Consider the following 24,605-nt stretch of genomic DNA (forward strand, 5'->3'; position numbering starts at 1 on the left):
TCTTTCGCCCTATCTATTGACGTAAATAAAAAGAGAAAATCATGCCTTGGATCCAACTTAAATTAAATGCCAGTAACGTAAATGCTGAACAAATTGGCGAATTATTAATGGATAACGGAGCGTTATCTGCAACCTTCACTGATTCGCAAGACACCCCCATTTTTGAACCTATGCCAGGGGAAACTCGCCTTTGGGGAGATACTGATGTCACAGGCTTATACGATGCTGATACAGACATGTTACCTGTTATTGCTCTATTAAAAGGCAGTAACCTACTTGCTGAAGATTTCGCTTTTAAAGTAGAGCAATTAGAAGATAAAGATTGGGTTCGTGAATGGATGGACAACTTTCATCCAATGCAATTTGGTGAACGTTTATGGATTTGCCCAAGTTGGAAGCCTGTGCCTGATGAAAATGCAGTTAATGTCATGTTAGATCCAGGTCTTGCTTTTGGTACAGGTACCCACCCAACTACCGCATTATGTTTAGCTTGGTTAGACGCACAAAACCTACAAGATAAAGTTGTTATCGATTTCGGTTGTGGTTCAGGTATTTTAGCAATCGCTGCGCTTAAACTAGGGGCAAAACGTGTGATCGGTATTGATATTGATCCACAAGCTATCACTGCAAGTCGTGATAATGCAGAGCGTAATGGTGTTTCAGAACAATTAGAGCTTTATTTACCTGATGATGTGCCAGAAGGTATTGTAGCTGATGTGGTTGTTGCTAATATCCTTGCGGGCCCATTGCGTGAATTATCTAGTAGTATCGAATGTTTGGTTAAAAAAGGTGGAGCTTTAGCGTTATCTGGCATTTTAGAACAACAAGCTGAAGAATTAATTACTGTTTATAGTCAATGGTTTGATATGGATACGGCTAAAATCAAAGAAGAATGGGCGCGTTTATCTGGAATTAAATGCATCTAAAACGGTTATAAATCACTGAGAACAAAGTGTTGCTCAATTTGCAAGCAAAATAATTACAAAATGCTTAATTATTAACCTTTATTCTGACGACAAAAATGCGTAGACTACGCCGCCTTAACTTAGAGAACGCTTAGAATATGCGCATTGGACAGTATCAATTAGACAATAATCTTATTTTAGCACCAATGGCAGGTGTCACAGACCGACCATTCAGAGAACTTTGCCGCAAGCAAGGTGCTGGATTGGCCGTATCAGAGATGCTGTCATCCAATCCTCGTGTTTGGAATAGCACTAAATCTAAGTTACGAATGGATTACCATGATGAATCAGGTATTCGTTCTGTACAAATTGCTGGCGCAGAGCCGCTAGCAATGGCCAACGCTGCACGATTGTCTGTACAGCAAGGCGCTCAGATCGTTGATATTAATATGGGTTGTCCCGCGAAAAAGGTGAATAAGAAAAAAGCAGGCTCAGCATTGTTACCACACCCTGAATTAGTGAAGGCTATTTTAGAAAGTGTTGTTGATGCAGTTGATGTACCTGTGACTTTGAAGATTCGTACCGGCTGGGATCCTGAAAATAGAAATGGATTAGAGATTGCACAGATCGCTGAACAAGCAGGTATCCAAGCACTAGCTGTGCACGGTCGTACACGACAATGCCTTTATAAAGGTGAAGCCGAATACGACACAATAAAAACAATTAAAAAAAATATAACAATCCCTGTGATTGCAAATGGCGATATAACTTCTGTTGAGAAAGCTAAGTATGTGCTGGATTACACAGGAGCTGATGCCATTATGATTGGACGAGGCGCACAAGGTGCACCTTGGATATTCAACGACATCAACCATTACCTAAACACTGGGCAACATGCTCAAGGTTTAGCACAAATGGAAATTACAGAAATATTGTTAAAACATGTGCAAGCTTTGCATGTGTTTTACGGTGATGTAATGGGACCTCGAATCGCTAGGAAGCACGTCGGGTGGTATTTGCAAGAGCAAGACAGGTTAGGTTATTTTAAGCGAAAATTTAATGCGATAGAATGTTCTAGCGAGCAATTAAATGCATTAGAAAATTATTTAAATCAATTGTAATTAAAAGAGTTAATACCCATGTTTGAACAAAATATTTCTCAAGAAGCACTGACAACAACAACTAGTATTCCTGCTACAGGGCAAATAACTCAACGTCCACTACGTGACTCAGTACGTCAAGCTGTATCTGGTTATGTGGCAAAATTGAATGGCCAAGACACCACTGAATTATATGAATTAGTATTGGCAGAAGTTGAAGCGCCGATGTTAGATATCATTATGCAATACACTCGTGGTAACCAAACGCGTGCAGCGACTATGTTAGGTATTAACCGTGGTACATTACGCAAAAAATTAAAAAAATACGGCATGGGCTAAACTCTTACCTATTTTGAAATTTAAAAAAGCGATTCTTAGAGTCGCTTTTTTTATGTCCAACCTTTTTGTTATATGACAGTAAAGTCACTTATCTTTTGATTTAAAAGCGAAATAGATAAATATCTAAAGACAGATTCTAAATTAGCCTATAATCTTAACCTCTTTTGAAGCTGTATATAGGACTACTATGCTATCTCTTTCCATCAATAATCAACTAACAGATTTACAAGCGTGGCAGCAGAGCGTATTTTGCATGGCACTTGCAGAACAAAACATCACTCATTTTAAAATGTTTAGCCAAGCTATTGATAGTGAACATGGCACTACAGCAGATAATATTTTGCAGCTTTTTTGGGAAAAATTAACTGTAAAAGGGGCAAAAATTAATTTCACTATCCAAGAAGAAAATTTTGATGCGATCATTCCAGAAAGTAATGATTATGACTTTTATGGCGTTTATCCTGCGGTCGACTATTGTGTCATCGTTAATTGTATCTTTAATTCTTTTACTACAAAGTCTAAAGATGAAGCATTAAATGCAAGTCAAACTAGTTTCGCAACCATCGCAAGCTTCATTGAATTACAAACCGATCAAGAAATTGATGAAGAAGAATTATTACTCGAACCACTATTTATTGATCAATTAGAAGTGCAAAAAACACTACTAAAAATGCTGGATAATGAACGTAGTCCTGAGTTGATTAAGTCAATTCGTCAATATATACAGTCTCTTGAGAGCACTAGCATCGGGATATCAACAATAGAAAATTAGTCTACAAACACTATGATTTTGTGATTTTTAACACATTAAAGTAAATAAGTTGTCACTTTATTAGGTTTTATAGTGATTATGCTTTACTTGCAAGGAATGAATGCAATACATTAATTATGTATTTAAATTCTTATGCATTTTTTATAATAACGGAAGTCAAATAATGAACAAAACTCAACTTGTGGCAGATATTGCTGAAAAAGCAGACCTAACTAAAGTACAAGCTAAAGCAGCTCTAGAACAAATTTTAGCTAGCGTAACTGATAGCCTAAAAGATGGCGAACCAGTTCAACTAATCGGCTTTGGTACATTTAAAGTTAATCACCGTGCAGCACGTACAGGCCGTAATCCACAAACTGGTGCGGACATTCAAATTAAAGCAGCTAACGTTCCTGCTTTTGTTGCTGGTAAAGCACTTAAAGAATCTGTAAACAAATAATTATATTTGTTTAGCGAATAAAAAAGCACCCGAAGGTGCTTTTTTTTGTTGCTAACATTTAGAGAAGATTTTCTCTCATGCCAATTACATTAAATAAGTGTAATTGATATCAATATCAGCCTACTTGTTGTTTTCACGTGCAATTGCGCGGTAAGCAATATCGTTACGATGGAACATACCATCCCAACTAATTTTCTTCGTTAACTCATATGCTTTTTGTTGCGCTTCAGTCACTGTATTACCTAATGCTGTTGCACACAATACACGACCACCGCTTGTTACCACGTTACCGTCTTTGTCAGCAGTACCGGCATGGAAGACTTTAAGGCCTTCAGTTGCTTCAGGAATACCAGAAATAACATGTCCTTTAGTATAATCAGCAGGGTAACCACCAGCGGCTAATACAACACCAATAGCAGCACGTGGGTCAAACTCAGCAACCATGCCTTCTAATTCGCCATTAACACCCGCTAAACATAACGTAACGATGTCAGACTTCATACGTAACATGATTGGCTGTGTTTCAGGATCACCAAAACGACAGTTATATTCAATGACTTTCGGTGTACCGTCAGCCATGATCATAAGACCCGCGTACAAGAAACCAGTGTAAGTATTACCTTCTGCAGCCATACCTTCAACCGTAGGGCGAATAACTAATTCCATGATACGGTCATGCATTTCAGGTGTAACCACTGGAGCAGGCGAATATGCGCCCATTCCGCCAGTGTTTGGACCTGTATCGCCATCACCAACACGCTTATGATCTTGGCTTGTCGCCATTGGCACGATATTAGTCCCATCTACCATCACGATGAATGATGCTTCTTCACCATCTAGGAATTCTTCGATAACAACACGATGCCCAGCTTCACCAAATGCATTACCTGCTAACATGTCTTGGATAGCATCTTCCGCTTCTTGTAACGTCATCGCTACGATCACGCCTTTACCTGCTGCAAGACCATCTGCTTTAATTACAATTGGCGCACCTTTTTCACGAACGTAAGCTAAAGCAGGCTCAATTTCAGTGAAGTTTTGGTACCAAGCCGTTGGAATGTTATGACGCGCTAAAAAGTCTTTAGTGAAGGCTTTAGATCCCTCTAATTGTGCAGCACCTTTAGTTGGACCAAAACACGCAAGCTTAGCTTCACGGAAAGCATCGACTACACCAATAACAAGCGGTGCTTCGGGGCCAACAATCGTTAGCTCAACATTATTTTCTTGAGCAAAAGCCACTAACGCATCGATATCTTCAACACCGATATTCACGTTTTTAACTTTATTTTCTAGTGCGCTACCGGCATTACCTGGCGCAACAAAAACGGTTTCAACTTGTGGGTTTTGTGCCGCTTTCCATGCTAACGCATGCTCACGACCGCCATTACCAATAATTAGTACATTCATAATAGGAACCTTAAAAATAAGTTATCTAAAACAATAAAGACGAACCACAGTTCGCCTATAATATTCAAATTTATTAATCTTACTTGTGTTAAGTCATTTTGCTAACAATCAAGGCAAAAGCACGGAGCTTGCTACCTGATAGCTTAATAACACAAAAATTAATTGTTGTTTGCTAAGTGACTTAGTTTGAAATCAAGGCAAAAGCGCGGAGCTTGCTACTGCAAGTGGGCACTTTTAACGCCGAGTTCAAGCTAAAGCACGACGCAAAAATCAATTAATGGCGGAAGTGACGCATTCCAGTAAATACCATCGCCATGTTGTGCTCATCAGCTGCTGCGATAACTTCATCATCACGCATTGAACCACCTGGTTGAATTACACAGCTAATACCCGCTTCTGCTGCTGCATCAATACCGTCACGGAATGGGAAGAATGCATCAGATGCCATAACAGAACCTTCAACTACTAGGTTTTCATCAGCAGCTTTAATGCCTGCGATTTTAGCACTGTAAACACGGCTCATTTGACCAGCGCCAACACCTACTGTTGTGCTGTTTTTAACGTAAACAATTGCGTTCGATTTAACAAACTTAGCCACTTTCCAGCTGAATAATAAATCTTTCATTTCTGCATCTGTTGGTTGACGTTTAGAAACCACTTTAAGATCTGCTAAATCAACCATACCTTGGTCGCGATCTTGTACTAATAAACCACCATTAACACGTTTGATATCAAACTCAGTCGTTTTATCAGCCCATTCGCCACAAACTAATAAACGTAGGTTCTTTTTAGCAGCAATAATTGCAACTGCTTCATCACTTACAGAGGGTGCGATAATCACTTCAACGAATTGACGAGATGTAATTGCTTCAGCTGTTGCAGCATCTAATTCACGGTTAAACGCGATAATGCCACCAAATGCTGATGTAGGGTCAGTTTTGTAAGCGCCTTCATAAGCGTCAAGAATGTTACCTGCCACTGCTACACCACAGGGGTTTGCGTGTTTAACAATTACACATGCTGGCTCAGAGAACTCTTTAACACATTCAAGTGCCGAATCTGTATCTGCAATGTTGTTGTAAGATAATGCTTTACCTTGTAACTGTGTTGCTGTTGATACTGATGCTTCTTGAACATTGTTTTCAACGTAGAAAGCAGCCGCTTGATGAGAGTTTTCACCGTAACGCATATCTTGTTTCTTTTGGAATTGCGCATTGAAAGTACGTGGGAATTTTGATTCCTCATCACCTTCTTTATTTTCACCGTAACTTGGTACCATAGTACCGAAGTAATTAGCAATCATACCGTCGTATTGTGCTGTATGTTCGTAAGCAGCAATCGCTAAGTCAAAACGAGTTTTGTAAACTAGGCTACCGTTGTTTTCGCTCATTTCAGATAAAATTCGAGAATAATCAGAAGCATTTACAACAATCGCAACGTCTTTATGGTTTTTTGCCGCTGCGCGAACCATTGTAGGGCCACCGATATCGATGTTCTCAATTGCGTCTTCTAAGGTACAATCTGGGTTTGCTACTGTTGCAGCAAATGGATATAAGTTAACAACAACCATATCAATTGCTTCGATATCGTTTGCAGCCATGATAGCTTCATCGACACCACGACGAGCAAGAATGCCACCGTGAATTTTAGGATGTAATGTTTTTACACGTCCGTCCATCATTTCAGGAAAACCAGTGTAGTCAGAAACTTCCGTTACTTTAATGTTATTTTCTGCAAGCAACTTACAAGTGCCGCCTGTTGATAAAATATCAACACCTTTATCTGCTAGTTCACGGGCAAATTCTACAATACCAGTTTTATCAGAAACACTGATCAGTGCTCTTTTAATTGTTCGGCTATTTTCCATTATCTTCCACATTCCTCGGTTAATGTTTTCATCGGTGAAAAACTCAAATGACTGGAGTTTTTTAAAAAGTTAAACTTGGGCGGCATTCTACCCGAATTGAAATAATTTTTATTCGTTTTGTTGAATAAAAAAGCAAAAATAAACATTAAAATCATCTGAAAACAAAAAAACATGCCGAAGCATGTTTTTTGTTATACGAATATAAACTCAGTAGTCTTAACTATGATAAGGCGTACTTAACTCATGCACGGCATCAACAAAAACTTTTGCATTCTCTGGTGGCACATCTAAATGAATACCATGCCCTAAATTAAATACATGGCCAGTACCGCTGCCAAAGCCTTCGAGAATAGTCGCGACTTCTTGACGAATACGCTCTGGAGAAGCATACAACATTGATGGATCCATATTACCTTGCAGTGCAACACGAGAACCAACACGTGCTTTGGCTTCTTTAATATCAATTGTCCAATCTAAACCAATTGCGTCACAACCGGTGTCAGCAATTTGTTCAATCCATTGACCACCATTTTTAGTAAATAGCGTAACCGGAATTTTTTTACCATCATAGCTACGGATTAAACCATCCACTATTTTTTCCATATATTGTAATGAAAAATCTTTATAATCACGTGGAGATAAAATACCACCCCAAGTATCAAATACCATGACAGATTGCGCACCAGCAGCAATTTGAGCATTCAGGTAATCAGTCACAGAATCTGCTAATTTATCTAACAATGAATGGAGAATTTGTGGATCTGCAAATGCCATTTTTTTAATTTTAGTAAAAAATTTTGAACCGCTGCCTTCCACCATGTAAGTGGCTAATGTCCACGGACTGCCTGAGAAACCGATTAATGGCACTTCACCTTTTAAATCACGACGAATTGTACGTACCGCATTCATTACATACTGCAGTTCACCTTCAGGTTCAGGCATGATCAAATTATCAACGTCTTTTTTGCAGCTGATTGGACGCTCAAATCTAGGCCCTTCACCTTCAGAAAAGTACAAACCTAAACCCATCGCATCAGGTATAGTTAGAATGTCAGAAAACAGAATTGCTGCATCTAAATCAAAACGACGTAAAGGCTGTAAAGTCACTTCACAAGCTAAATCAGCATTACGACATAACGACATAAAATCACCAGCTTGCGCACGTGTTGCTTTATATTCTGGTAAATAACGTCCTGCTTGGCGCATCATCCATACTGGCGTTTTATCTACTTCTTGCTTTAATAAAGCGCGAATATAACGATCGTTTTTTAATTCAGTCATTGGTAACCTTTTCTGTTCTATCTGTTAAAGCCAGCAAAACGCTGCATTAGCCCTATTTTTTGGGTGCTTATACTAGCACTTTAAATGTATTTCCGCGGTATTAATTAACGATTATATGTGATCACTAACGACATCGTTTTAGTGTTTTTTCAATCAATTTCCGTGCAATGGTGCCATGCCTTGGTATAAGGGGGAGATCATCAATATCATACCAATTAGCAGCGATTAACTCATGAGGGTCAACATTGATTTCACCTGAATCATAATCCGCAGTAAACCCCATCATTAATGAATGTGGAAATGGCCAAGGTTGGCTGGTGACATATTGAATGTTTTTAATTTTCAATCCAACTTCTTCAAATACCTCTCGCTCAACACAAGCTTCTAAGGTTTCTCCGGCTTCAGTAAACCCCGCTAAAGTCGTGTAAATTGGACGATCAGATTTTTGATGACGATTATGTAACGCTAATAATATTTTTTTATGTTTACGAATAGCAACAATAATACAAGGTGAGACTCGAGGATAAGTGCGATGCTGACAGTGGTAGCATTTCATCGCAATTTCCCAATCAATTTTTTGCATTGTTTGACCGCATTGCCCACAAAATTGATGCGTTTTATAAAATAACGAAATTTGAAATGCACGACCAGCCATATCAAAAAGCAGATCATCCATGCGCCCTAATAACGAACGTAAGGTTACATATTCACCTAAACCAACATCTAGACTATTTTCAACTTCAATGAGGTAACATGGTTGTTCCTGATATTTTCCTAATAAGACTTTATTAGCAGTGATGCCTTCAGGGAAAGGTAACTCTTCAATATTTCCAAAGGGAATAAAGTCTCCTTTATCTAAAGCCACTAATTTTCCTTCAGATAATATAAACCACCAAGCATTTTCATCTGCAGCTATCATTTCTGTCATGCTAATTTCTCGTCTTTAAAAATATGCTGCCGATATTAACGGTTGAAGGTCATAGAAAGCAATTAACATAAGCATAAACTGAGCATTAAATTAATGTGCTTATAGACAATGCTAAATATTTACAATTCATGCTTTTACAATGGCTATAAGCTCACAGTAATTATTATTTATGCTATATAAACTACAAGCATGTTGGCGTATGCTGTTATTTTATTTACTTATATTTCTAGCTTTTTCTATTCACAGGAGGTTTTATGCTTACCAAACTTAACCAAGCAAAAAAAGAATGGGGTGGCACTCTTACTGTTTTAGATAACTGGTTAGCTGCTCGTCAAAAATTAGTTATTCTATATTGTGAATTAGCTGGTCTACCACCTTATCATCAAGAAAAACGTAGCTTACCAAAGCAAGAATTAATCACCGATTTTTGCCAACAATTATTAGATTATGCTTCAACAGGACATTTTGAAGTGTATGAACAGATCATTGAGCAATCTAAGCTCGACGGTAAAGAGAATTTAAAAATAGCCCAAGAATTATATTCTCGGATCACCACAACAACAGATACAGCATTAAACTTCAATGATACTTATGCTGAAAATGCCTCCGATCAAACCTTATTAAGTTTTGATCAAGATCTATCAGAGTTAGGTCAAGTAATGGAAAGCCGCTTTGAAAGAGAAGATCAACTATTAGAGGTTGTACATCTTCATCACACATTAGCGTAAATAACCAATAAAATCATAACGCTTAAGTTGTCGATTAAAACAAAAAAACCAATCATATTTGATTGGTTTTTTATTATCTAATATTTATTGCACCATCAAAATTTACAAATCAGACAGTGTTTCTCCCATCTCACGTAATGATGAATCTCGACGCTTATTAAATGCTTTAATATCTTTCTTAGGAACTTCTTGTGACAAAGGCAAATCCACTGTCATTGGGTTCACAGGTTTATTATAAACATGGAATTCATAGTGTAAATGTGGTCCAGTAGAGCGTCCTGTATTACCTGATAGAGCAATCACTTGCCCCATTTCAACACGTTGCCCTTTGTGCACTAATATTTTACTCAAATGTAAAACTCGTGAAGTGTATTTTCGACCATGTTTAATAACAACATAGTTACCTGCTGCAGGGTGAAAACCTGCACGAATAACCACACCATCACCAACTGCGTGAACTTTTGTACCAACAACAACGGCAAAGTCTGTTCCATTATGCGGACTTACTCGCTTAGTAATAGGGTGTAATCGATGAGGATTAAAAGGTGAACTAATACGAGGAGGTTTACCATTAGTTGGATAACGACGGAAAGCCTTGCTTAAACCTTTGCCATTTTTATCGTAATAACGACCATCTTCATTTAAAAAAGCAGTATAAGTAGCTGAACGAGTTCTAATAAGAATAGCTAAGACTTCACTATCAAAACTATAAACGCCTTCAACATATTGTTTTGCAACCAACACATGGAATGTATCACCTGCACGCAATTGACGATTAAAATCAAATTTTTCCTGTAATGCACCTGAAACTTGTTGAATTTGGCTACCTGTTAACCCCGCTCTCTTTGCACTAACATAAAAACTGCCTGTCACACTGCCATGATAATAACTATTACGCCATTCCCCTTCTTTCACCTGCATGTCCGAAATATATTCCCCATCTTTCAGGACAAAGGTTAAGGTGTGAACGCGGTCAATAACGACTTTTAATGAAAGCAATTGATTGTCAGGACTAACTAATAAATGTACTTCTTGGCCTGGTAATAGATTACTTAAACGTAAATGCTCCGCATCAGCTTCTAATAAATCTTGCAAGACCGCAGCAGAAATGCCTTCTCGAGAGAAAATGGCACTTAAAGTATCTCCACCTGAAATAGTGATATCAATATTACGATTACCTGAAAAATCTGGAAATAATTTATTATGATCAGCACGGATTGCATTTAAAGGCTCTGCAATCGCGTATTCGCCCTGTAAAGCGTCACTGATAGGTAAAGTTAATTCACGTTTGATCGGTTGCTCATGATTAAGTTCTGCTGGTATTAAACTAATAAACAGCAAAAACATTAATAATCCAATGACCATCCAAAAATGTAATCGGGGTAAATGATTAATAAAAATAAGCAGTTTTCTAAAAAATATTTTGACTTGAAGCAATAAAGGCATAAAGGGTCTCGATTAAACAGAGTAAATACAACCGCAAAAATAAAATGCCAGCGAGTATAACCCATACGAGGCAGTTTTAGGTCAATATACAGTCATTTTAATTGTCTTTAGTCAATAAAATCAGCAAACAGTTCTATCTTATACAAAAATAAGAGGGTGTTATCCATCACAAAAAAATGTACTATAGACGTCTAGATGTAAAAACATCCAAACATATTTTGTTAATTAGTCCGAATAGGAGTTCACATGTCACGTGACTTATTTACTTCAGAATCAGTTTCTGAAGGCCATCCAGATAAAATCGCCGATCAAATTTCTGATGCAGTACTTGATGCCATTTTAGAGCAAGATAGTAAAGCCCGTGTTGCTTGTGAAACCTATGTAAAAACAGGCATGGTAATGGTCGGTGGTGAAATTACTACTGACGCTTGGGTAGATATTGAAGAGATTGCTCGTAAAACAGTACGAGATATTGGTTATACAAGTTCAGAAATGGGTTTTGATGCTGATTCTTGTGCTGTATTAAATGTGGTAGGTAAGCAATCTCCAGACATCAACCAAGGTGTTGATCGTGCAGACCCACGTGAACAAGGCGCTGGTGACCAAGGTTTAATGTTTGGTTATGCAACAAACGAAACTGAAGTATTTATGCCAGCACCAATCACTTACGCACATCGCCTTGTTAAAAAACAAGCTGAAGTACGTAAAAGTGGTCAATTAGATTGGTTACGCCCAGATGCAAAAAGCCAAGTAACTTTTGCTTATGATCAAGGTAAAATTGTAGGTATCGATGCCGTTGTATTATCAACACAGCACCGTGAAGATATTAAACAAGCGGATCTTATTGAAGCAGTAATGGAAGAGATCATCAAACCAGTATTACCAGCTGAATTATTATCTGAGCGTACTAAATTCCATATTAACCCAACAGGCCGTTTTGTTATTGGTGGTCCAGTAGGCGATTGTGGTTTAACTGGTCGTAAAATCATCGTTGATACTTACGGTGGTACAGCACGTCACGGTGGTGGTGCATTCTCAGGTAAAGATCCATCAAAAGTTGACCGTAGTGCAGCGTATGCAGCACGTTATGTAGCAAAAAATATTGTTGCAGCAGGACTAGCAGATCGTTGTGAAATCCAAGTTTCTTACGCGATTGGTGTGGCAGAGCCAACATCAATCAGTGTTGAAACATTTGGTACAGAGAAAGTAGCAAAAAGCTTAATTGTTAGCTTGGTAAATGAGCACTTTGACTTACGCCCTTACGGTTTAATCGAAATGTTAGATTTAATTAAACCTATCTACCAAGAAACTGCGGCTTACGGACACTTTGGCCGTGAGCAATTCCCTTGGGAAGCTTTAGATAAAGTTGAAGCACTTAAAGCAGCGGCATTTTAATCTGTTCGAATAAGAGTAATGCTAACGTTTGAAGATAAAAAAGCACTCGCAGTGAAAGGTGAAAATTGTTTCATCCTAGCCGAGTGCTTTTTTGATCGCGTTTTTCCTCGTCCAACGTATCTTTTTAATCAACGAGGCCGCAGCGCGGGTAGCGCATATCTACAAAAAAACCTAATCAAATTTAATCCCATTTTATATTTACAAAATAAACACATCTTCATCGAACAAGTTGTTGCTCATGAAATTGCGCATCTGATCACCTATCAGCTATATGGCAAAGTACGTCCGCATGGAAAAGAATGGCAACATGTTATGACACAAGTATTTAAATTACCTGCTAATACAACACACCAATTAGATATTAAAGACGTACAAGGGAAGCTATTTTCTTATCGTTGCTTATGCGCAGAGCATCAATTAACCATTCGTCGTCATAACAATATTGCTAAAGGTACTCGTTATTTATGTAAGAAATGTAAATCGACTTTAGTGCCAAATTTGTCTGAAGAATAAAACGATTTATATGATAGATAGTGTAATAAGGAAATTAAACTGTAGATGATGATTTAATATTGCAGGCTACTCCAACCCCCCGCCTTCATAGACTGCAATATTAATTTACCACTTTATCTCACAGGTAGACTGTCACCTGCAGCACTGACGAACTTTAGTGCGAAAGTTCATTGTCAACCAGCAAATGATAATAAATATCATTACCGTTTGTCAATAGGTATTTGAATAATAAATAAACAATATTTAATGGTCATTCATCATAGACAATAAGAGCATGTAATAAACCTTGGCACTTTATATAAATGCGCTGCTTACTGACGCTTAAAGTTATCCAGAATAATGCCTGTCGCCATTGCTACATTTAATGACTCAGCTTCTCCAAAGTTAGGAATAGTTATTTTATCTGAAATGAATTTACTAACAGCGGCTGAAATACCATGAGACTCACTCCCCATCACTATAAAAGCACTATTTTCTAACGTACTCTTATGAATATTAGCCCCTTCCAAAAATGCACCATAAATAGGCTGACTTTGTCCTGATAAATATTCACATAAATCTGCATGACTTACTTGAACACGCACAAAAGACCCCATGGTTGCTGCAATCACTTTGGGGTTATAAAGATCTGCACAATCAGGGCTACAAACAATCTTCTTAACTCCATACCAATCAGCAACACGTATAATGGTTCCTAAATTTCCGGGGTCACCTACTTGGTCTAAGACTAAAATCAACTCTTTATCTTGGATCACAGGCGTTGAATATTGCTTGCTCTTTACAACAGCTATCACACTGTTGTTCGTTTTTAATGTGCCTGCTTTTTGTAACTCTTCAATGCTACTCTCAATAGTCACAGTTATGAGCTTATTGGTGGTTAATTGTGCTGATTGTTTATTAATATATTCAGCAGTGGCAAATAAATTCACTATTTCAAAATCAGATCCAAATAACTCGCCAACATTTTTTTCACCTTGAACTAAAAATAATCCCGTTTTTTTACGTTGCTTTTTTTGCTCTAGTGAGTGAATAAGTTTTAACTGATTTTTTGAGATCATGACACTTCCAATAATATAAGTAGGATAAATAGCTATTTATAAATAACAACACATAATAATGGCATCTTCACGACCATTATCAGTTGGGTAATAAGCTGAACGAATATCAACTTCAACAAAGTCTAGTTTTTGATAAAGCTTAATAGCAGGTAAATTAGAAGCTCTTACCTCAAGCCAAATTTCCTGTTGTTCTAACTCTACTGAAAATTGCTTTAGGTAAGTTAATAAGTATTGCCCCAATCCATGCCCCTGCACTTCAGGTGTAATGGCAATATTTAATAGCGTAACTTCTCCTGCGACATAACTAGCAACAAAGTAGCCGACTATCTGGTTATCCTTTATTAATACATGATTAATATAACGTTTTCCAAAATTACTTAAAAATAACTTTTCTGACCATGGATGCGTATGCGCTACAGACTCGATATTAATAACATCTGGAATATCAGAGATAGCCATTGCGATAATAGATCGCGCTAATGTGTTATTGCTGGGTTGCACAGAACTGTTTCCAAAGTGATTTTTTTGCTGATTTATGTTTAGCAAGTTGCTCTAAAGGTAGTGAATGCAATACTTGATGGCTTGCATCTATTTCAACCTTTCCTAATGTTGACCAAATAAGTTGGGGCAAAGTACCTTGATGATTCTCAAATTGAGCAAGAGAACAATAACTCACGCTATCTTGTTCAATAGAAAAAGCATTAATAATAGCAGGCATTAAAGCATGTTTTTTATCTTGTTCAGTACATATAACGAGTAATTTACAGGTCGAAAGCTTTAGTTTTTTTAATTCTTCTTCTACTTTGAATAATGTTGGTTTTCTTACTTGCCAATGAGAGATCCCCATTTCTTGTAAAAAAATAGCCTGTGAATGTTTCATAAAAAACCCAAGATAAACTTCGATAATAAAGGGATGAATATAACACTGAATAGTAATGGATCGAAATCTTACGTAAAAATAGTTATCTGGCTAAAATATGTAAGCAATAAAATATTTTATGTCTATAAAAAAGCCTCAATTAAGGGAGCTTAATAACGATTGAGCTCCAACAACAATTAAATTTTTGACATGCGTCATATAATAAAACGCAATAAGGCTATATGGTTACGATACTATTAAGTTATAATGTTATTACGTTAAGTTATAAAGAAACGCATTATATGCGTTTTTATTCACAAAACTGTAAATATTCACTAGGTTTTAGCAAAGTTAGAACCAGTAGAGGTCCGTTAAATGTCGTTATTAGAAGTTAAAAACCTACGTATTGAATATCCATCTCGCTTTGGAGTGCATGCAGCCGTTAAAGCACTTTCATTTTCCATTGAACGTGGTGAAATTGTTGGCGTAGTAGGTGAATCAGGTGCAGGTAAATCAACCGTGGGTAATGCTATTATTGATTTATTAAGCCCTCCTGGTGTTATTGCTGATGGTGAAGTGTTTTTAGATGGAGAGAAAGTTTCAGGCCTTACACTTGAGCAGATGAGAGAAGTACGTGGTAATAAAATTGGCTTTATATTTCAAGACCCAATGACTTCACTCAATCCTCTTTTTACTGTTGAGCAACAACTACTTGAAACAATTCATGCAAATTTAAAAGTAACGCATCAAGAAGCACTGCAACGAGCTATCGAATTAATGCAGCAAGTTGGTATTCCTGAAGCAGAAGTAAGAATTAAACAATACCCACATCAATTTTCTGGCGGTATGCGTCAACGTGTTGTTATTGCTATCGCTTTATCTGGTGATCCAGACTTAATTATTGCAGACGAACCAACAACCGCATTAGATGTATCCATTCAAGATCAAATCTTAACGCTTATTCGTAACCTGTGTATCGAAAAAAATGTAGGTTGTATGTTAGTAACGCACGATATGGGTGTCGTTTCTAATATTACAGATAAAGTAGCTGTTATGTATCGTGGTGATTTAGTTGAGTTTGGCGAAACAGCTAAAGTACTAGGAGACCCAGATCATGAGTACACTCGTAGTCTTATTTCTGCAGTACCTCGTTCAGATAGAAAGCTCGATAGATTCCCATTAGTAAGTTATATCGAAGAAGCGCACGAACTTGAAGCGTTAGATATTAAAAACCATTGGTTAGGTCAAAGCGAAGATCAGCGAGATTATACAGGGCCTCTTTTAAACGTTGAAAATATCAGTTTACGATTTGTCACTAAAGATTCTTTCTTTGAAAGTAAGCGTGAGTATGTACAAGCTAACAAAAATGTAAGCTTCAGCATTAATGAAGGTGAAACTTTTGGTTTAGTAGGTGAATCAGGTTCAGGTAAATCAACTATCGCACGAGTAATTACCGGTTTATACCCACCTAATGAAGGTAAAATTACTTTCGAAGGTATTGATTTAACTGCAATAAAATCTGAACGTGAGCGTCGTCCGTTCCGTCGTCAAATGCAGATGGTATTCCAAAATCCATATACTTCAATGAACCCTAGAATGAAGATTTATGACATTATCGCAGAGCCAATTCGTTTCCATAAATTAGCATCTAGTGAATCGCAAATACAACAGATTGTATTTGATCTATTAGATCATGTTGGTTTAGGAAGAATGGCAGGCGTTAAATACCCGCATGAATTTTCTGGTGGTCAACGTCAACGTATTTCCATTGCGCGTGCACTAGCAACTCGTCCTCGTTTATTAATTTGTGATGAGCCAACATCGGCATTAGATGTGTCTGTACAAGCACAAATCCTTAACTTATTAAAAGATTTACAAGATGAACTCAACTTGACTATGTTATTTATTAGTCATGATTTACCAGTAATACGTCAAGTGTGTGACCGTATCGGGGTAATGCAACGAGGCAAGTTATTAGAAGTTAACGAAAGTGAGCAATTATTTACCAATCCTAAAGACCCTTATAGCAAGCATCTAATTTCATTGATGCCTGAGTTTAAAGGGTTGCGAGCAAGTATTTAATATTTATTTTAATCATAACCAACAAAAACAATCTAAAATCATTTTCATCAAGGAGTAGTGAATGAAATTTTTTAAAACTAAACTAGCCGTGGCATTGCTTGCCTCAGGCCTAAGCTTTTCAGCAGCTGCAGCGGATATTACTGTAGCTTATGATTCTGACCCAGTAACATTAGATCCACATGAGCAGCTTTCTGGTGGTGTGTTACAGATGTCGCATATGCTGTTTGATCCGCTAGTTCGTTTTACTAAAGAGTTTGATTTTGAGCCACGTTTAGCAGAAAAATGGGAACGTATTGATGACAATACTTTCCGTTTTACACTACGTAAAGGAGTGACTTTCCATTCTGGTAACAAACTAACTGCAGACGATGTAGTTTGGACATTTAACCGTCTAAAAAGCTCAGGTGATTTTAAAGCGGTATTTTCTCCATATGAAAAAATGGTAAAAATTGATGATTACACAATTGAGATTATCTCTTTCAAACCGTACCCATTGGTTTTACAAACTGCAACTTACATTTTCCCAATGGATAGCAAGTTCTATTCAGGTGAAATTGCTGGCGTAGATAAATCAGTTATCGTTAAACATGGTAATTCATTTGCATCAACTCACGCATCAGGCACAGGTCCATTCACTATCACTTCTCGTGAACAAGGTGTAAAAGTTGTATTTGAACGTTTTGATAACTACTGGGATAAAAAATCACCGGGTAACGTTGATAAACTAACATTGGTTCCAATCAGAGAAAATGCTACTCGTATTGCAGCTTTATTATCTGGCGGTGTTGATTTAATTCATCCTGTAGCTCCTAATGACCAACAACGTGTAACTGATTCTAAGAACCTTGAGCTAACAACAGTTCCTGGTACTCGTATTATTACTTTCCAAATGAACCAACATTCAAACCCTGCATTAAGAGATGTACGTGTTCGTCAAGCAATTGTTTATGCAATTAATAATGACGGTATCGTAAAACGCATCATGAAAGGTTTTGCAACAACAGCTGGTCAACAAGGTCCTGAAGGTTACGCAGGTTACGATGCAAGCTTAGTACCTCGTTACGATTTAGAAAAAGCAAAAAAATTGATGAAAGAAGCTGGTTATGAAAAAGGCTTTAAATTAACAATGATGGCGCCTAATAACCGTTACGTTAATGATGCTCAAATCGCACAAGCAACAACATCAATGCTAGCTCGAATTGGCATTACAGTTGATTTAAAAACATTACCAAAAGCACAATACTGGCCTGAATTTGATAAATGTTCAGCAGATATGATGATGATCGGTTGGCATTCAGATACTGAAGATTCAGCAAACTTAAGTGAATTCTTAACAATGACACGCGATGCAGAAACAGGTAAGGGAGCTTATAACTGTGGTTATTACTCAAACCCTAAAGTAGATGAATTAGTTAACAAATCAAATTCAGAAACGGATCCTGCTAAACGTGCAGCAATGTTACAAGAAGTTGAGCGAATCCTTTATAATGATGCCGCATTTGTTCCTCTACATTGGCAGAACCTTGCTTGGGGCGCAAAATCTAACTTAGATGTAGCACCTATCGTTAACGCATTAAACTTCCCATACTTTGGGGACTTGGTTGTTAAATAATCAATATTTAATTAATCATTTTTAACCACAATAAAACGACCCATTTTCTGGGTCGTTATTTAAATTAATAGGAAACAACTGATGTTTACCTTTTTGGTACAGCGACTTTTCCAAGCATTAATAGTAATGTTTGTTATCAGCCTGGTCGCATTTGCAATTCAAGATAATCTAGGCGATCCACTTCGAGAGATGGTAGGACAATCCGTATCAACAGCAGAGAGAGAAGCTTTACGTGATGAAATGGGATTAAATGATCCTTACCTCGTTAAATATTCTCGTTTTATTGGTAATGCAGTACAAGGTGATTTAGGTACCTCTTATTTCTTTAAACGCCCTGCAACAGAAGTTATTCTAGATAAATTACAAGCAACACTAGAACTGGTGTTTGGTGCCACGCTAATTATTATCGTGTTATCTATTCCACTTGGTGTTTATTCAGCGATCCACCCCAAAAGTGTGTGGACAAAAATTATAATGGCATTCAGTAGTATTGGTATTTCCATTCCTGTTTTCTTAACTGCCATTATATTAATGTATGTATTTTCCATTGAACTTGGTTGGCTACCTTCCTACGGTCGAGGGGAAACTATCAATGTATTAGGTTGGGAAACAGGTTATCTAACAAGAGAGGGTTTAGCACATTTAGTATTACCTTGTGTTTCTCTTGCATCTATCATGTTACCGCTATTTATTCGCTTGGTGCGCTCAGAAATGCTAGAAGCATTAAGTTCTGAATATGTGAAATTTGCTACAGCAAAAGGCTTAGCAATGAAAAAAGTTTATTACCAACATGCACTTAAAAATACTATGTTACCTGTATTAACTGTTGGTGGTGTTCAAATTGGTACTATGGTTGCCTACACCATATTAACGGAAACCGTTTTCCAATGGCCAGGTACTGGTTTCTTATTTTTAGAAGCAATCAATCGCGTTGATACGCCATTAATTACAGCTTACGTTATTTTTGTTGGACTTATTTTTGTAGTCACTAATACGATTGTTGATCTGTTATACGGTGTCGTTAATCCAACCGTCAACATCACAGGGAAAGGGGCATAACATGAATAGTGTAACTCAAGAAAATATTGCTCCATCACGCTGGCAACAAATTAAAAATTCAGATTTTATTTATCACTTTAAACGCGACAAAGTGGCAATGTTTAGCTTTGCTGTTTTCTTAACGTTTTTAATTGCAGCTTTACTTGCACCCATCATTTCACCAACAAATCCTTATGATTTGACGGCATTTGATTTAATGGACTCAGAATTACCACCATCGTGGTTAGATGGCGGTGAACAACAATTCTTCCTAGGAACTGATGATCAAGGTCGTGATATTTTATCAACCATTTTATATGGTTCAAGACTATCATTAACGATTGGCTTTTTAGCCGTAGCGGTACAATTACTACTAGGTATTGTTATTGGTTTATCTGCTGGTTACTTTGGTGGGCGTATTGATAGTTTCTTAATGCGTTTTGCTGATGTACAACTGTCATTTTCAACCATGATGGTTGCGATTATTGTTACCGCTATTTTTAAAGCAAGTTTTGGTGCTGAGTTCTTTGCAGAATATGCAGTGGTGATATTAATCGTCATTATTGGTATTGCAGAATGGCCGCAATATGCACGTACCATTCGAGCCTCGGTATTAGCAGAGAAGAAAAAAGAGTATGTCGAAGCAGCACAAGTAATGGGCTTTAAATCCATGCGTATTATGTTCCGTCATATTTTACCTAACTGTTTATCGCCTATTTTAGTAATCTCAACAGTACAGGTTGCAAATGCAATTATGTCAGAGGCTGCACTATCATTTTTAGGCCTTGGTTTACCAGTAGACCAACCTTCATTAGGTGCATTAATTAGTATTGGTTTCAAATATATATTCTCTGGCGCATGGTGGATCACCATCTTCCCAGGTATTGTATTAATCAGTATTGTATTAGTGATTAACTTATTGGGTGATTGGTTACGAGATGTATTTAACCCTAAGATTTACAAAGGTTAATAACAACTTATATCCCTAACGAAACAGGGCCAGTAAATATTCATATTTACTGGCCCTGTTTTATTAAAACACCTTAAAAAATAGTTGATTTCAAAACACTCTATTTCACAACCATCTTTATCTGCTTATTAACATTTTGTAAGTTAATACCTACCGAAGAAAGCTTTTCTGCAATGATATTTTGTAAACGTAGATCCTCTTGAGAGTGCTTTAATTGCTCAACAACCTGCGATGATGAAAAGGCACACTCAATATGTAATGAAGCAGGAAACTGCTGGTAATTAACCTTATGTGTTATCCATTCATATCCTACAATATCTTTAAGTGTTACTTCACAAACTTCCGTTAAAGCATCTCTTAATTTTTTTTCTATTTTTTTATCTGTTTTTCTCATGATATTTCCACTCTTAATTCAACAAGAATACAGCATTAAGTTTTCATTATTGAATCGGTTCAATTATATAAGGCTGCATTTAAAAGATAATACAAATTGATTATGAGTTAGACGATTTTTGTATTATCACTTTTGCTCTGGCTTGTGAATAATAAGCATCCTAACCAAGCATTAAATAGGACATTTCATGTTTAAAGCACAACTTATTATTAGCTTAGTGATCCTGTCAGTGATCATAGCAACACTAAGCCACGGCATTATTGCTGCTGCATTTTCATTACTCGCATTTTCGTTATTATTTTATTTTGCGAGCACTCAATCAGATAGGGAAAGTAACGAAAAAGCATCTAATAAATAAGATGGCTTATCAGCAAAAATAAGCCATCAACTTTATTTATATGCCCCCCTTCTGTAACAAAGCCTTAATCTCAGCTAGTTCTTGTTTTAATTCAGACATAGTCGGCTCACCTGAATTTTCATTCAGTAAATCCGCTTCTAATTGACGTTCCTGCTCTAACACATTAACAACAATACCAATCACCATATTCAAAAAAGCAAACGCAGTGAAAAAGATAAAAGTTAGGTAATATATCCATGACAGAGGATAAACCACCATGGTTTCATACATAACATCAGTCCAATCCTCAAAAGTCATTACTCGAAACAATGTTAATAAACTAACTGAAATATCTGCCCACAAATCTGGATTAATTGCTTCAAAAAATGTGGTTCCGATAGCAGCATATATATAGAAAATGATAAACATTAATAGCATTACATAACCTAACTGCGGTAATGCTTTAACTAACGAATTAATTAAAATACGTAATTCGGGAATAATTGAAACCATACGTAATACACGGAAAATACGTACCAATCGACCTAAAATGGCGAGTTCACTATCTTCAATAGGGATCAAACTGACCAACACAATAAAGGTATCAAATACATTCCAAGCATTATGGAAAAAACGCTTCTTATTAGGCTCACCAATAAAGCGAATAACAATTTCAATAAGGAAGATGATAGTAATAGCAATGTCTAAAACTGACATCACTCTTAAGGTTGTAGAAGAAATTTCGTAACTATTTGCACCGATCATTAATGCAGAAAAAATAATGATTGAAATAACAAATAACTCAAATATTTTGTTATTACGAATGCTATAGAATTGACGTTGTAATTTATTAAGCCCTATTTTTATTAAGGACTTATCAATTGATTTATCAAACTTTGTCATATTTTTGCTACCGAAATAAGAATTATTCGCATAGCATAAAAGGAATAGCAATTAGAGTCTAGACATATTATGACTAGACTCTTTTTAACTTCTAGTATTGGAAAAGTTAAAACAATTCAATATAAGCCAATACAACACTGGCGACGGTTATCCATAATAAAACACCTAGTAGCATAGGTTTATAACCTGCGCTTTTTATCGCTTGAATAGTAATGCCACAACCTATCAAAAATAAGCACAACACCAATAAACGCTTACTAATAAAAAACAGTCCTGTGTATAAAGCATGAAACTGTGGTAAAAAATGCGCAATCGCGATAGCAACACAGTAATAAATAATAAACATTGGAATTGTTACTTTTTTACTATCACCTTTAAATACAAGCGCACTAATAAAAGCCACAGGAATGATCCATAAAGCCCGAGCTAACTTAACTGTCGTAGCAATTTGTAATGCTTCATCACCATAAGCAGATGCAGCCCCAACAACAGAAGAAGTATCATGTATAGCAATCGCACTCCAAAGACCAAAGTTATATTGGCTCATACCTAATGCATGCCCTATCAATGGGAAAACAAATAATGCGATACTATTTAAAATGAAAACCGTGGCTAATGCGTGTGACGTTTGCTCATTATTAGCTTGGATTGCAGGAGCAACGGCAGCAATTGCACTACCACCACAAATTGCTGTACCTGAAGCAATAAGATGCCCCATTTTACAATCGATCTTAAATAACCTAGTTAATACCGTTCCCATAAATAAGGTCATAAAAATAGAGCCTACAATTAAACCTAAATTACCAGAACTTGCTTGGACGGCTTGATCTACATTAATCCCAAAACCTAAACCTACAATTGATAGCGCTAATAATTTTTTTGTTAATTTTCCTGTATTAATTTCTGCAGGGACTAAACCTAATGTTGCGATAGTAAAACCGAGTACTAATGCAATAGGAGAGGAGATAATTGGAGACAAACATAACACGCCTAATACTATGAATATTATATGATTTTTAGTAAGTGATGCTTTAGTAATAGTCGTGGTCATGTATTCCCCCTTCAATATGTGAAGAAGATTATATAAAACCACCAAGATTAAATATATTCGAAAAAATTTAATAAAGCGTTCAATTAAACATAACAAAAGAACTGGTAAACGATGAGTTGATTTAAGATCCTTTATTAACAATCTGTTATTGTTAGTCTATTGTTCGGCACTCCAGAAAAGAATAGGAATAACTCAATGCATGAGTTTGATATGAATTTAATAAAACCTTTTATTAAGGTTTACGAATTTAATTCATTTACAAAAGCAGCCAATGATTTAGATGTATCACAACCTGCAATCAGCGCATCAATTAAGCGCTTAGAGGATCATCTAGGCTATCCTTTATTTATTCGTAGTGGTCGAAATTTAACAGCAACTACCAGTGCACATCAGTTTTATCTACAAATTTCATCAGTCATCGATGTAGTAGATAACGCACTGACACATCAACAACGATTTATCGTGAATGCACCAGAAAGCATCTTATTAAAGTTAATCGACCTACCCGATATTCAACTTATTGAAGCAGGTAATGATGAAGAAGAAACATTAAATGAATTGCGAATGCGTAAAATTGACTTAGCAATTGAAAATACCACTCAAAAAGACAACGGTTTTTGTTTTGAGTCCATCTATGAAGAAGATATTTTACTCGTTTGCTGTCAAAGTCATCCCACCATTCAAGGCAAAATCACCTTAGATCAATACCGAGAATCAGGGCATGTTGCGATGAAGTTGTTACGCCATAATATGCGTGCAGTAGAGTTTTTATCTAAAACACCGATAATGCGAGATCGTAATATTAAAATTCAAGTTTCAAGCCCTGCTAATATGTTACTGGCATTACAAAACACCGACTATATTGCAGCCATTCCAGAAGGCTTAAAAGAGGTAGCAATAGCCTTGAACCTGCAAATATTAACACCTCCATTTGAAGTCAATTCTATTCACTATCAAATGATTTATCATAAACGCTTTATGAAAGATCCCATTCATCAGCAACTACGCAATAGCATTAAAGCAAAATTAAATAACACACTAGTATAAACACTGCTTATATAAATCATAACCTAACCCCTGTTCATCAATAGTTAAAATCCACTTATAGTGACCTCATTGCAGCAAGGTCACTCATTAAAACCTTGTTTATTGATATTTAACTTTGTACTCAGATAAGTGGT

At 36.6% G+C, this 24,605-nt stretch carries 25 protein-coding genes; 14 read left to right on the forward strand and 11 right to left on the reverse strand.

The window, feature by feature from the left end; genetic code table 11:
• The first annotated feature begins 41 nt into the window (after positions 1-41).
• From prmA to E2R68_RS07915, 5 genes are all read left to right on the forward strand, one after another.
• The gene (prmA, locus tag E2R68_RS07895; protein WP_134277140.1) at positions 42-926 is read left to right on the forward strand and encodes a 50S ribosomal protein L11 methyltransferase; all 885 of its coding nucleotides are present in this window, start codon (positions 42-44) and stop codon (positions 924-926) included.
• A gap of 137 nt (positions 927-1,063) precedes the next feature.
• Positions 1,064-2,026, forward strand: coding sequence for a tRNA dihydrouridine synthase DusB (dusB, locus tag E2R68_RS07900; protein ID WP_134277142.1), 963 nt, complete (start codon positions 1,064-1,066; stop codon positions 2,024-2,026).
• A gap of 18 nt (positions 2,027-2,044) precedes the next feature.
• Complete coding sequence (fis, locus tag E2R68_RS07905; protein ID WP_025563271.1) at positions 2,045-2,344, forward strand: DNA-binding transcriptional regulator Fis; 300 nt, start codon at positions 2,045-2,047, stop codon at positions 2,342-2,344.
• Between the two features lie 187 nt (positions 2,345-2,531).
• Positions 2,532-3,116, forward strand: coding sequence for a YjaG family protein (locus E2R68_RS07910; RefSeq protein ID WP_134277144.1), 585 nt, complete (start codon positions 2,532-2,534; stop codon positions 3,114-3,116).
• Positions 3,117-3,279: 163 nt separating this feature from the next.
• A complete protein-coding gene (locus tag E2R68_RS07915; RefSeq protein WP_025563269.1) occupies positions 3,280-3,555 on the forward strand; it encodes an HU family DNA-binding protein in 276 nt (91 codons plus the stop codon).
• Positions 3,556-3,675: 120 nt separating this feature from the next.
• Here the strand turns inward: E2R68_RS07915 and purD are convergent, their stop codons facing one another.
• The 4 genes from purD to nudC form a co-directional block, all read right to left on the reverse strand.
• Positions 3,676-4,962 carry a phosphoribosylamine--glycine ligase gene (gene purD, locus E2R68_RS07920; protein WP_134277146.1) on the reverse strand — a complete coding sequence of 429 codons (1,287 nt, stop codon included), beginning with the start codon at positions 4,960-4,962 and terminating at the stop codon, positions 3,676-3,678.
• 274 nt (positions 4,963-5,236) lie between these two features.
• Positions 5,237-6,829 (reverse strand): bifunctional phosphoribosylaminoimidazolecarboxamide formyltransferase/IMP cyclohydrolase, encoded by a 1,593-nt coding sequence (gene purH, locus E2R68_RS07925; protein WP_134277148.1) that lies wholly within the window; start codon positions 6,827-6,829, stop codon positions 5,237-5,239.
• 216 nt (positions 6,830-7,045) lie between these two features.
• The gene (gene hemE / locus E2R68_RS07930; RefSeq protein WP_134277150.1) at positions 7,046-8,110 is read right to left on the reverse strand and encodes a uroporphyrinogen decarboxylase; all 1,065 of its coding nucleotides are present in this window, start codon (positions 8,108-8,110) and stop codon (positions 7,046-7,048) included.
• Positions 8,111-8,234: 124 nt separating this feature from the next.
• Complete coding sequence (gene nudC, locus E2R68_RS07935) at positions 8,235-9,038, reverse strand: NAD(+) diphosphatase (RefSeq protein WP_134277152.1); 804 nt, start codon at positions 9,036-9,038, stop codon at positions 8,235-8,237.
• 254 nt (positions 9,039-9,292) lie between these two features.
• On the opposite strand from nudC, the gene rsd reads away from it, so the two are divergent.
• Entirely contained in the window at positions 9,293-9,766 is a 474-nt protein-coding gene (rsd, locus tag E2R68_RS07940; protein WP_134277154.1) for a sigma D regulator, read from the forward strand.
• 102 nt (positions 9,767-9,868) lie between these two features.
• On the opposite strand, the gene E2R68_RS07945 is transcribed toward rsd, so the two are convergent.
• Positions 9,869-11,113 (reverse strand): peptidoglycan DD-metalloendopeptidase family protein, encoded by a 1,245-nt coding sequence (locus tag E2R68_RS07945; RefSeq protein ID WP_243834630.1) that lies wholly within the window; start codon positions 11,111-11,113, stop codon positions 9,869-9,871.
• 345 nt (positions 11,114-11,458) lie between these two features.
• On the opposite strand from E2R68_RS07945, the gene metK reads away from it, so the two are divergent.
• Together metK and E2R68_RS07955 are read left to right on the forward strand one after the other, a co-directional pair.
• Positions 11,459-12,607 (forward strand): methionine adenosyltransferase, encoded by a 1,149-nt coding sequence (gene metK / locus E2R68_RS07950; RefSeq protein WP_134277158.1) that lies wholly within the window; start codon positions 11,459-11,461, stop codon positions 12,605-12,607.
• An 18-nt stretch (positions 12,608-12,625) separates the two neighbouring features.
• Positions 12,626-13,120, forward strand: coding sequence for a SprT family zinc-dependent metalloprotease (locus E2R68_RS07955; RefSeq protein WP_134277159.1), 495 nt, complete (start codon positions 12,626-12,628; stop codon positions 13,118-13,120).
• Between the two features lie 311 nt (positions 13,121-13,431).
• Here E2R68_RS07955 and E2R68_RS07960 read toward each other — a convergent pair whose 3' ends face one another.
• From E2R68_RS07960 to E2R68_RS07970, 3 genes are read right to left on the reverse strand one after another with little or no spacing between them, the layout of a single operon-like run.
• Complete coding sequence (locus E2R68_RS07960) at positions 13,432-14,178, reverse strand: RNA methyltransferase (protein WP_134277160.1); 747 nt, start codon at positions 14,176-14,178, stop codon at positions 13,432-13,434.
• 36 nt (positions 14,179-14,214) lie between these two features.
• On the reverse strand, positions 14,215-14,679 hold the full coding sequence (rimI, locus tag E2R68_RS07965) for a ribosomal protein S18-alanine N-acetyltransferase (protein WP_243834631.1): 465 nt from the start codon (positions 14,677-14,679) through the stop codon (positions 14,215-14,217).
• On the reverse strand, positions 14,663-15,058 hold the full coding sequence (locus E2R68_RS07970) for a DNA polymerase III subunit psi (RefSeq protein WP_134277162.1): 396 nt from the start codon (positions 15,056-15,058) through the stop codon (positions 14,663-14,665). Before E2R68_RS07970 ends, rimI begins: the two co-directional genes overlap by 17 nt.
• A gap of 354 nt (positions 15,059-15,412) precedes the next feature.
• Between E2R68_RS07970 and E2R68_RS07975 the strand changes: the two genes are divergently transcribed.
• From E2R68_RS07975 to E2R68_RS07990, 4 genes are all read left to right on the forward strand, one after another.
• Positions 15,413-17,119 (forward strand): dipeptide ABC transporter ATP-binding protein, encoded by a 1,707-nt coding sequence (locus tag E2R68_RS07975; RefSeq protein ID WP_134277164.1) that lies wholly within the window; start codon positions 15,413-15,415, stop codon positions 17,117-17,119.
• Between the two features lie 61 nt (positions 17,120-17,180).
• The gene (locus E2R68_RS07980; protein WP_134277166.1) at positions 17,181-18,731 is read left to right on the forward strand and encodes an ABC transporter substrate-binding protein; all 1,551 of its coding nucleotides are present in this window, start codon (positions 17,181-17,183) and stop codon (positions 18,729-18,731) included.
• A gap of 81 nt (positions 18,732-18,812) precedes the next feature.
• Positions 18,813-19,790, forward strand: a complete 978-nt coding sequence (locus E2R68_RS07985) for an ABC transporter permease (protein WP_134277168.1) — start codon at positions 18,813-18,815, stop codon at positions 19,788-19,790.
• Position 19,791: 1 nt separating this feature from the next.
• Positions 19,792-20,739, forward strand: a complete 948-nt coding sequence (locus E2R68_RS07990) for an ABC transporter permease (protein ID WP_134277170.1) — start codon at positions 19,792-19,794, stop codon at positions 20,737-20,739.
• A gap of 100 nt (positions 20,740-20,839) precedes the next feature.
• Here E2R68_RS07990 and E2R68_RS07995 read toward each other — a convergent pair whose 3' ends face one another.
• A complete protein-coding gene (locus E2R68_RS07995; protein WP_134277171.1) occupies positions 20,840-21,133 on the reverse strand; it encodes a Fis family transcriptional regulator in 294 nt (97 codons plus the stop codon).
• A 187-nt stretch (positions 21,134-21,320) separates the two neighbouring features.
• Between E2R68_RS07995 and E2R68_RS13895 the strand changes: the two genes are divergently transcribed.
• On the forward strand, positions 21,321-21,491 hold the full coding sequence (locus tag E2R68_RS13895) for a hypothetical protein (RefSeq protein ID WP_166738832.1): 171 nt from the start codon (positions 21,321-21,323) through the stop codon (positions 21,489-21,491).
• A 36-nt stretch (positions 21,492-21,527) separates the two neighbouring features.
• Here the strand turns inward: E2R68_RS13895 and E2R68_RS08000 are convergent, their stop codons facing one another.
• Positions 21,528-22,373, reverse strand: a complete 846-nt coding sequence (locus tag E2R68_RS08000) for an ion transporter (RefSeq protein WP_134277172.1) — start codon at positions 22,371-22,373, stop codon at positions 21,528-21,530.
• Positions 22,374-22,479: 106 nt separating this feature from the next.
• Positions 22,480-23,424, reverse strand: coding sequence for a YeiH family protein (locus E2R68_RS08005; RefSeq protein ID WP_134277173.1), 945 nt, complete (start codon positions 23,422-23,424; stop codon positions 22,480-22,482).
• Positions 23,425-23,619: 195 nt separating this feature from the next.
• Between E2R68_RS08005 and E2R68_RS08010 the strand changes: the two genes are divergently transcribed.
• Positions 23,620-24,471: a LysR family transcriptional regulator gene (locus E2R68_RS08010; RefSeq protein ID WP_134277174.1), complete on the forward strand. Its 852-nt coding sequence runs from the start codon at positions 23,620-23,622 to the stop codon at positions 24,469-24,471.
• The last annotated feature ends 134 nt before the right edge of the window (positions 24,472-24,605 follow it).

This window comes from Psychromonas algarum, from assembly GCF_004376845.1.
Lineage (GTDB): Bacteria > Pseudomonadota > Gammaproteobacteria > Enterobacterales > Psychromonadaceae > Psychromonas.